Below are 12,913 nucleotides of genomic sequence, written 5' to 3'. Positions count from 1 at the left end.
TTTCTTTGGCTATTAAGTTTCAGATGATATAAATGTACCTTCTTTACACTATCAAAACGATAAACTTACAAACAGAGCTGCTTATATGAAATCTAATTTACTGAGAAGCGTGCAAGCTCTCAGAGGCCTGGCTGCATTAAGTGTCATGTTTTTTCATTTTCGATGGAATTTGAACAGTACTTATCCGGGAATAGGAGACATGCTATTTGGCTGGGGTGCAACTGGGGTGGATTTGTTTTTTTTGATTAGTGGTTTTGTAATTACTCTGTCAGCTAAAAAAGCTGTTCCGGGTGTTCGCGGCGCTTTAAATTTTCTTAAAGGCCGTGCCTTACGTATATTACCCGCATACTATATCATTTTGTTAATTACCTTTTTCTTGTCCGGTGCTATGAGCACATTTCATTATCCTGATAAAACGCTTAATTTTATCAGTGCTCTAATTTTTCAACCTATTTATCAATATAATGGGCCTTTCTATCTAGATGACAGTGGTATGTATGGTATTCGCTGGACTCTCAACTATGAACTCTATTTTTACATAATTGTTGGGCTGTTAATTGCTGTGCCATTTCGTAAGCTGACTACTTGGCTATTCTTTTTTGCAACACTTATTGTAATACCTCTGGTTGGGTTTAATTCTTTTACTTTTTCACCTGAAGGTTATCAAACAGGAGTAGCGCAGCTAAATTTTGTGACAAATCCAATGATATTCCTTTTTATTGCAGGTGTGTTCATTGGCCTGCTTTATCCGCTGCTTAGCCGGTTAAACGGGGTAATGATGGTATGTTTACTTGCAGCATCATTTACAATGACTTTTGTTTTATTTCGTAATGGTATGTTTGTTGGTCACGGACTGCTTAGTTCTGGCTGGCTTTATTTTCTGATTTTGATGACAGCCATTGGTTCTGAAAAAATAATCGGGAAATACATTCCTGAATTCTTAATTAGGCTTGGCGATATCTCTTATTCTCTTTACCTGATACACACACTAATGAATACCGGCATTGGTAAAAGATTTGGAAGTATCGGAATTGAAGATGGTTTGTCAAGGTTCTTCATCTCATGTGTTCTTTCTCTGATTTTGGCCTGGCTTTCATGGCGTTTTATTGAAAAGCCTTTTCTTTCAATGCACAGGATAAAAAGCCAGCAAGAACAACCGCAAACAGCTTAACATTTTATATAGATTGCCTTTCTCATAAGGAAGGCAATTTTATTGTCGAAGAAGCCTATTAACTTCCCCATAACCTCTTAATATCTTCCCATTTTAAAGACAGGCGAAAACACCTCCGGCTCAGCGTCGATAATTGCTATCTACTAAATTCTCGCAAGAGAGGGCGTTTCACATCATTGGGGTTGCACCGGCCCATAATATTTGGGGGCGGTGTAGTGTCGATTGCTTGCACGGTTTGAAGGTGTTTGATTGAGCGTCGGCCTGTCTTCATCGGTAATGCTGCCGAGCAACTGTTGCGTCTGCCACGGCTGCGTTTTTCCATTGGCTTCGCTGAAGCGTGCTGCCTTATCTGCTTCTCAAGTAAGTGATAAGCGCGGTTCATCGCTGCAATCTGAGCATTATTTTCGGCGTTTAGTCGATTCGGCGGTGAAATTTTTCATAGTAGGATAAAGGTTTGCAATGGCTTTGGTCTGTTCAACATGCGTAACCAGAGCGAGTTTAGCAACGCGATGGTTGCCAGTGCTTTGTTAGCGATGAGCTGAGCAGGCTCGCCGTCGTCGTACAGGCGCTCTTATGCTCTGAACTAAAAAAACCGCCTCAGTGGGCGGCGGCTGTTTTGAGTGAAATAATTAACTTAACATCGTCGGCTGCCAGTGATTTATAGCAGCTATGACTTCATACTCATTTAATGGCGCATTATGGGCGATAAGATATTGTGCTGGGCCATAGGAGAATACCGTTAATTCATAAGGCTCATTATCGAGAGTAATGCTGTCATGAAAATCAGGAACACCTTCATACTTTTGGAGGGTGACTAAAGGTTCTGGTTTACCTTTAAATATCAACATGTCATGTTTCATTTTCCTTACTCCTTGTTATGCAGCGTGCCTAACTACTTATTATAGAATTACAGTGAGATGTTGCGCGCTGTGAGAATTACCGGTAATAAACGTCTCGATATCACAAGATCATTACGTATTTTGTTCTGCTGTTCACATAATCCCGCACATATCACTGAATCATTTGCCGTCCAGGGACTTTATCGACGACCAAAACTTACCTAAGGGGCATGTTCTGTGCCTGTGTTTCTCTTTGCCACCTAGCCGGGAAAAAGGCGGCATCTGAAGCACCGCCACTGTCCTTAAGCCTGCTTTGGCTGACCATTTGATGCCGTAATGCCGCCATCAACCGGTAGATTCACGCCGGTGATGTAGCGCGCATCATCGCTGGCGATAAATGCAATAGCGCTGGCAATATCTTCTGGCTCGCCCGCGCGTTTTAAGGGAATACGATCATAAAATTTGTTCAGTAATTCCTGATCGTCTTTCATATCTTCGGTTAAATCAGTCAACGTAAATCCGGGGCAAATAGCGTTCACGCGTACATTGTCTGCGCCGTAATCCATTGCCAGCGATCGGGTAAAGTTGGTTACCGCGCCTTTCGCCGCATTATAGACACTCATTCCCCAATCACCGCCTAATCCTGAAACAGAGGAGATATTGACGATATTGCCTTTAGTCTTTAATAACGCCGGGACAAAATAGTGCACACAGTGGAATACGCCATCCAGATCGACTTTCATCAATTTTTTCCAGTCGTCGAGTTCAATTTCATGGATGCGACCTTGCACCACCACGCCGGCGTTGTTAACTAAAACATCAACGCGACCATATTTATCCTGTACGCTTTCCGCCAGGCTTTTTACCTGTTCAGCCTCAGAAACATCACAAGGCACCACAAGGTGATCTCCCTTGCTTAACGATGCCAGTGTGGTTTCAAGTTTATTCTCAGTGCGACCGACTAAAACGACAGAAGCCCCTTCGTCAGCAAAACGTTTAGCGGCGGCTTCACCGATGCCGGAACCTGCGCCAGTGACCACAACGACTTTTCCTGTAAATCTGGACATGTTGCCTCCTTACTGATGGCGTTACTTTTGGCGTTAAACATACGAGGATCAAGCCTGGCATTCATGCCGTGGAGTTCAAGCGAAGCAGAAAATGTAGCCGTAACATTTTGTGTTTGAATACTCAGCCTGTTCGCTATAAAGCTGATGAGCTGCAGAAATAGGCTTTTTATAACAGCGCTAAACGTCAGCGAGTGAACCCACCACAGAGAAAATAAATTCCATTAATGATCAATCGCCTATCTCAAAATCTTAGCGTCTCGCTTGATCATATCAATCGATTGCGATTACTGTGTTTATATACAGCTAAATTGTGAGGGATAATGATGAGCAGAAGAGACGACATTGAGTCAGCGTTTCGGGCAGCCATTGAGATAGATGCGCGTGGACGACAGATTGTGACAACTGATGAGTTTTGCCGACAGCTTGCAAAGCGCAACCACAGCTGGAGCCACGGTGAGTGCAACAAATGGATTGAGTATTATCAAAGTGGTTTTAAAGATCTCACGCCTTATGAAAACGTCCACCGTATATTTGCGCTGCGTAATATGGCTTACGTGAGGTGATCGATGGCATTCGAATCACCGGCACAGGATTATATCGAGAGTCGCCTTAATCTTAATGCTTTGTTTATTCCGCATCCTGAAAATACCTTCAGAGTCGATACCTGTAATGGTTTTGTGTTGATAGATCGTGCCGCGGCTCTCCGCGCAGGTGACATGATCGCTTTCCAATATGATGGTCATTCGATGCTGGGAAAAATAGATCACGACAGGATCACGCCTGTTGAAGGCGAAGCCATCCAGGGCGAGGCGCTTGAAGCTGTAATTGTTCTGGGAAAAATGTGTTGCGAAGTGCTGAAGGTGTTTGAGCCAGATGTGCCGATTTAGCGGTTAATAAAGTCATCAGCATCATGTCCTACGGATGCGCATTCATGTCCATAAATGGTCTCGACATGGCTGTGACAGACTGAGATGCTCTGTTGAAAATAAACAGGGGAATTTTACATGCTTGAACTGCGACCTAACTGCGAACATTGTGATACCGACTTACCAGCCGAATCGCGTGAAGCGCTGATCTGCTCGTTTGAATGCACTTTCTGCACGGCCTGCGCTGAGCAACACTTGCAGCATATCTGTCCGAACTGTGGCGGCGAACTGGTGCGGCGCCCGATTCGACCCGCTGAAAAGTTAATAAAATATCCTGCAAAAACGCGGTAATGAAAACAGGCTGATTTAGAAAGATGTGAGTGATAGTTAATATCATTCAACCTGTTTGGCCGGTGTTGTTTGGCCGGTATTGTTTGGCAGGTATTGTGCCAATAAAATTCTGTTGTCCCTAAAAGCCGAACACCTTTGATGAGTGCCGAAGATAAGCGCCGGAAGGGGCATCACACAAAAGCTGCTGTCTTGAGTGATGATCTCTATTTGGCAAAGCGCTTAACCGAAAACACGCTTAACGCGGTTTATGTGCAGCCAGCAGAAACAGCATGGGACGCTCTCGCTCTTCAGCTAAAGCAGGATTAATCGCAATCTGCTCATCAGTCGGGCCCCATTCATTAAGATGATCAATGATGAAACTGTGGGCAATCAACGCATTGATCCAGCTTGAAAGCTTACGATGATGCTTTTTCACCCCTTCAGCAAACCAATGACTAAAACGTTCACCTTCTTGCTGATAATGGTTCACAGGCCAGGATTTTGCTTGCTGCGCATCCTCTATCCAGCCTTGCTGATGAGGTGCTGTATAAATGGGATGTTCGCAGGAAAACAGCAGTTTTCCACCCGGTTTCAAGGCTGTAAAAAGCATGGAAAACAGCCCATCAATATTTTCCAGATAATGCAGCGCCAGTGAACTGTAAGCCAGATCGTAATGTGCAGCGGGAAGTTGCAATGTTTCCAAATCGACACGCTGATAAACGATGCGTTCGGCATCGCCCAATGAGTGAGCCTTCTCCAACATTTTTTCTGAAACATCCAATCCCAACACGCTCGCTGCGCCTTGTTCAATCGCATAACGGCAAAACCAGCCGTAGCCGCAACCCAAATCAACCACCTTTTTATCGTGTAGCGTTGGAAGCAGTGCACGCAACGCGGGCCATTCTGGTGCGCCATCCAAACCCTTTACTGATCGATCCAGCGTGGCGTAACCGGAAAAAAACTGTGGATCGTCATAAATATTTTGGCTCATTGAACACTCCTTTTTTGCAGAGCAAAGAAGTGTAGGGCGATCAACGCTGGGTTAACAGGGCTGACATTGAGCGCGATCACAGCGTCTATAATTTTAATTATCTGCATTTCACGTTTTCAGCCCAGGGTTAAACGATGAATTATCAATATCTGAACGGTGAGAACTGGCAAAAGATTTGGATCGTGGGTGACTTGCACGGATGCCGTAGCCAACTCGATACCTTATTACAGGCACATGACTTCGATAAGCAGCAAGATTTGTTGATTTCTGTGGGTGATTTGATTGATCGCGGCCCTGACAGCTTAGGCTGCTTAGCGCTACTTGAAGAGCCGTGGTTCCGTTGCGTGCGGGGAAATCATGAAGAAATGGCGCTTAATGCGTTACAGGGTCACGAATCGCAGTTATGGGAGATGAACGGCGGTGGATGGTTTTGGCAGTTAAAAGGCGCAGAAGTAATTACTGCGCGACATGCCCTTAATCGATTAAAAGAGATACCGCTGATACTGCATCTGCAGCTTGAAGAGCAGATTGTGGTGGTTGCGCATGCCGATTATCCAGCGGAACATTATGCCTGGGAGCAGGCGGTAAACTGGCATGACGTGGTGTGGAGCCGCAGGCGTATTGACGGGTTGCAGCAGGGAAGGCGCGACACAATACCGGGTGCCGATGCCTTTTACTTTGGACATACACCGCTCCAGCACCGGCTCGACGTAGATAATCTTCACTACATCGACACTGGCGCGGTGTTTGGTAACCATCTTACGTTAGTACAGGTGCAGTAATAATCAGCGGAACAGCCGTCCATCACGTACCAATTCTCGTGGGTAACTATTTTTAATGCGGCTACCCACTTTCTTGGCTAAACCCAGTGGTTGCTGCTGATAGGTGACAATCATTTCATCTCGCGTGGGCGCGACTTCAGGATAGACATCGCGACCGTGATACCACTCTTCCGCTTCGGCTGCGCTGAGCTCGAAAGTCTGATTTTCGTCTGGCTGCGCCAGCGCAATCACAGCTTCATGTTGCCAGCGATACCCTTTGGCGAATGTCTCAGCCAGCTTCAGACCAATGCGTGAAAAGCGTACTTTGCCAAGCATGGGCGTAACGTGAGTGGGGAAAAGCCAGATTTCTTTGTCGCGTTGCCAAAGCGTCAGCGATGCGTCCCACGTCAAAGAGACCGCTGCGGCAGCCTGAACGATCTCGCTTTCCAGCTTACGGCTGACATGTGAAAAAGGCAGTTTACCGACTTTATAGGTTGGTTCAGGCATCGGCTCAACAGAAGCCAGCTTGCGCAGACGCGCCACAAAAAAGCCTTCGCTGTCGAATAAGTGTGGGAAGACGTGCAGATAGCCTTCTACCGTCGCGGCCTGAGCTGCGCCCGCGAAAAGATCGTTAAGTGGCGTGATTTCAACGGCATCAGGATAGCGTTCCAGCAGCCAGGCAATGACCTGCTGATTTTCAATCTGATTTAGCGTACAGGTGGAGTAGACCAACGTGCCACCCGGCTTTAAGGCATGGAAAGCGCTATCGATCAAATCGCGTTGCGTTGCAGCAATCTCAGCGGTGCTCTCTAACGACCAGTTCTTCATTGCATCGGCATCTTTACGAATGACGCCTTCACCCGAACAGGGCGCATCAAGCAAAATAGCATCGAACATTTCAGGCAGCGCAGGTCCGAAAACGCGGGCATCGAAATGCGTCAATGCTGTATTACTCACGCCACAACGGCTGATATTAGCGTGCAAGACTTTTACACGACTGGATGAGAATTCATTAGCGAGGATCACGCCGTGATTATTCATTCGCGCTGCGATTTGAGTTGTTTTTGATCCCGGGGCAGCGGCCATGTCCATGACTGTTTCCGCATTGCTGACGGCATCAAACAGCGCTGTCACGGGCAACATCGAGCTGGCTTCCTGAATGTAGAACAGGCCACTCAGATGTTCTGCCACGCTGCCTAAGGGCAAACTTTCATCTTCTCGCGTAATCCAGAATCCTTCATCGCACCAGGGAACCGGCGTTAATTGCCAGTCATAATGGGCGGTTTGGGCCAGGAAATCAGCGACGCTGATCTTCAACGTATTAATGCGAATGCTGCGACGAAGCGGTTGCTGACAAATGGCAACAAATGCCTCGAACGCGGCTTCGTCCGGCAGGTTTTGGCGCATTAAGGTGAGAAAATCGGCGGGTAAAAGCGAAGAAGAGTCCGACACAGGCAATATCCAATAGAAGCAAAGGCGGGAAGTGTATCACGCAGAAATGAAACGGGCAGCCAGGCTGCCCGTTTTGCTTACGGTTGATTGGGATCCGGTATCGCTGTGCCCCAGTTGCGCCACGCTTTCGGCGCTTCATCCTGCAACAGGAAGTGTTTATTCGCCGTGGCCTGCGGAGCCAGCGGCACCGTTGGCGGCGTGGCAAACTGAATGCCGCCGCGAATAAACTGCTGGAACGTCCCCGTTTTCACCACGCCACCGACCAGGCCGAAGTCGAGGTTATAGCCGGAAGCCAGCCAAAACACGGAGTTGTTGCGCACCAGATGTTGATATTTCTTGCTGATGCGCAGAGCGATTTGTACGCGATCGGCCATGTTGCCCAGCGATGTACCGGTCACGGTACCCACTTCTACGCCACGGAACAGCACGGGAGTCCCCAGCGACAACGAGCCCGCTTCAGACGCATCGACATAGATATTCAGACCGTTGAGGTAACGCGAATCGGTGATGGTGCTTTCCTGCAGCTCGAAAATACGTGCGGCATTGCCTTTGCCGGGATCCACGTTAACGTAGGGCTGCAACAAGGTTTCCAGATGATTCACGCCGGTAGCGGAGATCTCTGGAGATACCACCGAGAAGCGGCTACCGTTGCGCGCAAAATCCTGAACGTATTCGGGATAGAGCACCGCTTTTGCAACAACCTGATTGTTGTCTTTACTCAGCGACAACGACTCAACCTGTCCTACATTAATGCCAAGATAACGAATAGGCATGCCAGCAGACAATTTGCTGCCATCATAGGTGTGCAGGGTAATTTGGCTACCCACCGCACGCGCCGCCGTTTCAGAAGGATAAAGCACGCGTTTAGCGCCTTTATTTGAAACTGCGCCACTCATATTATCGAAACTGATCGCACCTTTAAGGGCACGATTAAGTGGCGACGCCTGCACGGTCAACCCGCTGCCGTTGAGCTGGACGCGCGCGCCTCCTTCAGCCCAAAATACGCTTTCATTGGTCAGCAGCTTGCGATATTCAGGCTGGATGTGTACCGCGATTTCAAAAGCATTTGCCCGCGGTGTCACTTTAGTTATTTCACCCACCTGATATTTACGGTAAAGCACCACAGAACCTGCCTGAACGTCCGGCAAGCTGTTCGCCGTTAGCATTAATGTGGTAGACGGGCCATCGCCTGTAATGCCTTCGGCTGCTTTATCTGCATCAGCAAATAGCGGGTAGTTTGCTTTCACATTACCTTGCTTGCCTGGGTCTAAACGGATGCCACCGTCAACCCACTCACGGGCGCTGGCACCGATCACTTGCATACCGTCCAAACCAAATTTCACATCAAGACGACTGTTAACGATAAATTTACTGTCGCCATGTACCAACTGGCGATATTCAGGATTAACGGCAACCACAAAATTAACGCCATTCTCATCCAGACTTCGCGACATCACTTGCCCAATCTGCATGCCGTGCAGCATCAACGGTTGACCGGCGTCGACACCGTAACTTTCTGGTGCGCTTAATTTAACGGTAAGCACGTTCGGTTTTTGCAGCAGCGATTCGTTTGCTGGCAGCACGGCAAAATGCTGTTGTGGTTGACCTTCACCGGGAATCAGTTCAAACGTATTGCCGGTTAACAAGCTGCTAAGGCTGGTATCGGTCAGACTAATTTTGGGACTGCGCATTTCAATACGCGTTTCGCTACGCATCAGGCCGACTACCGAAGGATCAATCGTTAATTCGCCGGTGACTTTACCGCCATCTTTCAGATTCAGCTTGGTGAGCGTGCCTACTTCAAGTCCTTGGTACATTAGCGGCGTGCTGCCCGCTTTTAGATTGTTGCCATTTGGCAGATCTAACGAGACGGAAACGCCACGCTGGCTTTGCGCTAAATCGGGATAGAGCTGATAGTTTTGATCGGCTTTGGCGGTTTCAGCACCGTCGGGTGAATCAAACGCAATAGCGCCATTAACCAGCGCTGCCAGGCTCTCAAGCTTCACTTTCGCGCCACTTAAACTGATATCAGCATTGACGCCAGAGACATTCCAGAAACGGCTGGTGGTTTTCACCAAATTATTGAAACGACGATCAATCAGGACATCAATGCTGACGCCATCGGTATCATTATTGATGCTGTAGTCGTAGACCCGTCCTACAGGAATTTTGCGGTAGTAGACCAGCGATCCTGTACTCAGCGCGCCTAAATCGGGTGCATGCAAATGGATCAATAACTCGCCAGTATTAACCCGGTATTTAGGCTGAGTGTCCAGTGCAGTGAAATTTTCGCTGGCTTTACCTTTGCCTGGCATCATGCCTATGTAATTCCCCCCAACCAGCGCATCTAATCCAGAAACCCCCGCCAGCGAAGCTTTCGGCGTGACCAACCAAAATTGCGTATCTTCACGCAGTGCATCGCGCATATCGCTTTTGATGCTGGCCTTGATTTGAATACTGCGATAGTCATCACTCAGATTGATGCCCTGCACGGTGCCCACTTCAACGCCTTGATAACGTATTGGCGTGCGTCCCGGCACGATGCCATCCGCCGTCTGGAAGTTAATTGTGATAGTGGTGCCGCGCTCTTGATAATTTGTCCACAGCAGCCAGCCCGCAATCAACATTGCGATAATCGGCAGCAGCCAAAAAGGCGAAATTTTACGCTTGTTGCGCAGCGTGGCGTTAGTCGGTGTAGTCGGCGTTTCCTGTTGCATGTGCATCCCAGAGCAGGCGGCTGTCTAGCCACTCAACAGACATAATGGTCAGGATCACGGCGGCGCCAAAATATAAAGCGGCCGGTCCCATGGTAAAAGCCAGCAGTTGATCGCGATTGACCAACGACATGGTTAATGAAATGACAAAGAGATCCAGCATTGACCAGCGTCCAACCCAAGTCACTACACGCAGCAAGCGAACGCGCGTTTTCAGGCCTTGTTCACACCGGAAATGAATGCTGAGTAGCAGCGTTAACATCACCAATACTTTGGTAAAAGGCACCAAAATACTGGCAATAAAAACGATGGCGGCGACCGGAATATTGCCGGAGCCTAATGATAAAATACCGGAGAAAATGGTGTCTTCACGCCGCGAACCGTTGAGATAGACCACTGAAATGGGCAGTAAATTGGCGGGAATGAGCAGCACAATGGATGAAATCAGCGCAGCCCAGGATTTTTGCAGGCTGTGACGGCGGCGAAAATCCAGCGGGGTATGACAGCGTGGACAGCGTCCGCGTGCATCGGGGACACCGGTATTGTGGCAATTCAGGCAAACCTGAAGTTTATCACGCGCGGCGTTACCGGGTTTCTGCGGATAAAAGTGGTCCCATAATTGCTCAATATTAAGGTGAATCAGCGTTATTAAGCTTAAAAGCGTCAACGCAATATAGGCCGCTAAGCCATAGCCCAACTCCAGCGTCGCATAATCCTGAACTTTGATAGAGGCAACGGCAATGCCAATCAAATAGATATCCAGCATTACCCACTCTTTGAGCTTTTCAAGCATCAATAAAACGGGGCGCAGATTCATGCCAAGTTTGTGACCGATACCGAGATAGCAAATACCCGCAACGAGCGTGACAGGCGCGCCAATAGTACAGAACGCCACCATAGAAGCTGTTAACACGTCACCTTGTTGCGTCATCTGCACAACGCCTTCCAGCAGGTTGGCATTGATGCGCATGCCGAGCAGGCGAATATCAACCAGCGGCAGGCTAAAAGCGAAAGGCATCAACACAATCATGGTGGCAGCCATCGCCATTAATCGGGTTATAGACCAGTCGTGCCCGCTCATAATTTGCGCATTGCAGCGAGGGCAATATGCAGACTGGTGCGATTTCACATCCGGTAAGGAAAAAAGGGTATCGCATTGCGGGCAACGCTGATAACGTGCGTGAGGCAATGTCTGGCTGATAGCGTGAATTTTCATAGGGTGATGCAAGTTTCGCTCATCGTGTGTGACACAAATCGGTCGTTAAGACGTTGCCGGTGTGCTGGTTTCGGGCATCACGCTTCGATCCACAGAATGCTAAGGTTATAGCAACTAACGCTATGATTCACCTTGTCGCTCTGGATATTTAGTGCTTATTTTTAACGAGCGAACCTAAACTCGCTCAGTTGTCATTGGTAATGGTTAAATAATGAACAAAAATGCCTTTTACGCCGATTTGAATCGCGATATGCGCGCCTTGCTGGCCGGAGAAACGGCCTTTCTTGCCGCGATGGGTAATTTTAGCGCGCTGTTGTATGAGCGTCTCGATGGCGTGAACTGGGCAGGTTTCTACCTGCTAACGGAAGCTGACACCTTAGTGTTGGGGCCGTTTCAGGGCAAGATTGCCTGTGTACGAATCCCTGTAGGCAAAGGGGTTTGTGGAACTGCACTGGCTGAAGACAAAGTGCAACGCGTTGATGATGTGCATGCATTCCCAGGTCATATCGCCTGTGATGCTGCAAGCAACGCGGAAATTGTGATTCCTCTGAAAGTGAATGGCACTCTGGTTGGTGTCCTTGATATCGACAGTGTTGAATACAATCGCTTTGATAGCGATGACGAAGCGGGGTTAGTCACCCTTACTGATGGGCTTTGCGAAGTGCTTGCGGGCAGCGACTTAGAAAAATATCTGCAGCTGACGCGCAGCTAATCGACTGGATCACATGGCATTTAGCGATGTTGTCATTATAATGTCGCCTGTTCATGCCTGCTCTGGTCGGCAAACCCGTTGTAATCAGGAAATTTCATGGAAAATCAACCTAAGTTGAATAGCAGTAAAGAAGTCATTAGCTTTCTGGCGGAGCGCTTTCCGCACTGCTTTAGCGCTGAAGGCGAAGCGCGTCCGCTCAAAATCGGCATCTTTCAGGATCTGGTAGAGCGTGTTCAGGGCGAAATGGGTCTGAGCAAAACTCAGTTACGCTCTGCGCTGCGTCTTTATACCTCTAGCTGGCGTTATCTGTACGGCATTAAAGCCGGTGCAACGCGTGTTGACCTCGACGGTAACGCCTGTGGCGTATTGGACGAGCAGCATGTAGAGCATGCGCGTAAGCAGCTGGAAGACGCCAAAGCGCGTGTTCAGGCGCAGCGTGAGCAGCAGCGTGCCGCCCGCCGTGAAGCGGGTGAAGGTGAAGAGGGCGCAGCAACACGTCGTCCCCGCAAACCTGCACCTCGCAAGCCCGCTGAAGGCGATGCTGCGCGTAAACCGCGTCCGCAAGCTGAGCGTGCGACAGCTTCACAGAATCGCAAACCGGCGCCACGCCCGGAGCAGCCTAAACCCATCACTGACACCTCAACTTTACAACCCGGCCAGAGTATTAAAGTTAAAGCAGGCAAAAGTGCAATGGACGCTACCGTTCTGGAAGTATCGAAAGACGGCGTTCGGGTACAGCTCGCTTCCGGCATGGCAATGATTGTGCGCGCAGAACACTTACAGTTCTGAAACGG

13 protein-coding genes are annotated in these 12,913 nt (G+C 48.6%); 7 read left to right on the top strand and 6 right to left on the bottom strand.

Features of this window, described 5'->3' with window-relative positions; genetic code table 11:
• Nucleotides 1-85 precede the first annotated feature (85 nt).
• Nucleotides 86-1,171, top strand: a complete 1,086-nt coding sequence (locus tag SC127_RS15440) for an acyltransferase family protein (RefSeq protein ID WP_332627073.1) — start codon at nucleotides 86-88, stop codon at nucleotides 1,169-1,171.
• A gap of 629 nt (nucleotides 1,172-1,800) precedes the next feature.
• On the opposite strand, the gene SC127_RS15435 is transcribed toward SC127_RS15440, so the two are convergent.
• Entirely contained in the window at nucleotides 1,801-2,031 is a 231-nt protein-coding gene (locus tag SC127_RS15435) for a hypothetical protein (protein ID WP_332627072.1), read from the bottom strand.
• Between the two features lie 281 nt (nucleotides 2,032-2,312).
• The gene (locus tag SC127_RS15430; RefSeq protein ID WP_332627071.1) at nucleotides 2,313-3,077 is read right to left on the bottom strand and encodes an SDR family NAD(P)-dependent oxidoreductase; all 765 of its coding nucleotides are present in this window, start codon (nucleotides 3,075-3,077) and stop codon (nucleotides 2,313-2,315) included.
• A 320-nt stretch (nucleotides 3,078-3,397) separates the two neighbouring features.
• Here SC127_RS15430 and SC127_RS15425 point away from each other — a divergent pair, with 320 nt between their 5' ends.
• The 3 genes from SC127_RS15425 (at nucleotide 3,398) to SC127_RS15415 (ending at nucleotide 4,294) form a co-directional block, all read left to right on the top strand.
• Nucleotides 3,398-3,640, top strand: coding sequence for a hypothetical protein (locus SC127_RS15425; RefSeq protein ID WP_243077779.1), 243 nt, complete (start codon nucleotides 3,398-3,400; stop codon nucleotides 3,638-3,640).
• A gap of 3 nt (nucleotides 3,641-3,643) precedes the next feature.
• A complete protein-coding gene (locus SC127_RS15420) occupies nucleotides 3,644-3,964 on the top strand; it encodes a phage repressor protein (RefSeq protein ID WP_215846617.1) in 321 nt (106 codons plus the stop codon).
• Between the two features lie 117 nt (nucleotides 3,965-4,081).
• Nucleotides 4,082-4,294 (top strand): DUF1272 domain-containing protein, encoded by a 213-nt coding sequence (locus tag SC127_RS15415; protein WP_243077780.1) that lies wholly within the window; start codon nucleotides 4,082-4,084, stop codon nucleotides 4,292-4,294.
• 235 nt (nucleotides 4,295-4,529) lie between these two features.
• Here the strand turns inward: SC127_RS15415 and SC127_RS15410 are convergent, their stop codons facing one another.
• Nucleotides 4,530-5,264 (bottom strand): class I SAM-dependent methyltransferase, encoded by a 735-nt coding sequence (locus SC127_RS15410; protein ID WP_332627070.1) that lies wholly within the window; start codon nucleotides 5,262-5,264, stop codon nucleotides 4,530-4,532.
• 134 nt (nucleotides 5,265-5,398) lie between these two features.
• Here SC127_RS15410 and SC127_RS15405 point away from each other — a divergent pair, with 134 nt between their 5' ends.
• Nucleotides 5,399-6,046, top strand: a complete 648-nt coding sequence (locus tag SC127_RS15405) for a metallophosphoesterase (protein ID WP_332627069.1) — start codon at nucleotides 5,399-5,401, stop codon at nucleotides 6,044-6,046.
• Between the two features lie 3 nt (nucleotides 6,047-6,049).
• Here SC127_RS15405 and rsmF read toward each other — a convergent pair whose 3' ends face one another.
• From rsmF to yebS, 3 genes are all read right to left on the bottom strand, one after another.
• A complete protein-coding gene (gene rsmF, locus SC127_RS15400) occupies nucleotides 6,050-7,483 on the bottom strand; it encodes a 16S rRNA (cytosine(1407)-C(5))-methyltransferase RsmF (protein WP_252515264.1) in 1,434 nt (477 codons plus the stop codon).
• A 71-nt stretch (nucleotides 7,484-7,554) separates the two neighbouring features.
• A complete protein-coding gene (locus SC127_RS15395) occupies nucleotides 7,555-10,194 on the bottom strand; it encodes a PqiB family protein (RefSeq protein ID WP_243077783.1) in 2,640 nt (879 codons plus the stop codon).
• Nucleotides 10,163-11,407, bottom strand: a complete 1,245-nt coding sequence (gene yebS, locus SC127_RS15390) for a membrane integrity lipid transport subunit YebS (RefSeq protein ID WP_243077784.1) — start codon at nucleotides 11,405-11,407, stop codon at nucleotides 10,163-10,165. Before yebS ends, SC127_RS15395 begins: the two co-directional genes overlap by 32 nt.
• 211 nt (nucleotides 11,408-11,618) lie before the next feature.
• Here yebS and SC127_RS15385 point away from each other — a divergent pair, with 211 nt between their 5' ends.
• Together SC127_RS15385 and proQ are read left to right on the top strand one after the other, a co-directional pair.
• Nucleotides 11,619-12,119, top strand: coding sequence for a GAF domain-containing protein (locus SC127_RS15385; RefSeq protein ID WP_243077785.1), 501 nt, complete (start codon nucleotides 11,619-11,621; stop codon nucleotides 12,117-12,119).
• Between the two features lie 96 nt (nucleotides 12,120-12,215).
• Nucleotides 12,216-12,908, top strand: coding sequence for an RNA chaperone ProQ (gene proQ, locus SC127_RS15380; protein ID WP_243077786.1), 693 nt, complete (start codon nucleotides 12,216-12,218; stop codon nucleotides 12,906-12,908).
• The last annotated feature ends 5 nt before the right edge of the window (nucleotides 12,909-12,913 follow it).

The organism is Pantoea sp. T14 (assembly GCF_036663535.1).
GTDB lineage: Bacteria > Pseudomonadota > Gammaproteobacteria > Enterobacterales > Enterobacteriaceae > Pantoea > Pantoea phytostimulans.
This window is presented reverse-complemented; position numbering and strand designations above follow the sequence as displayed.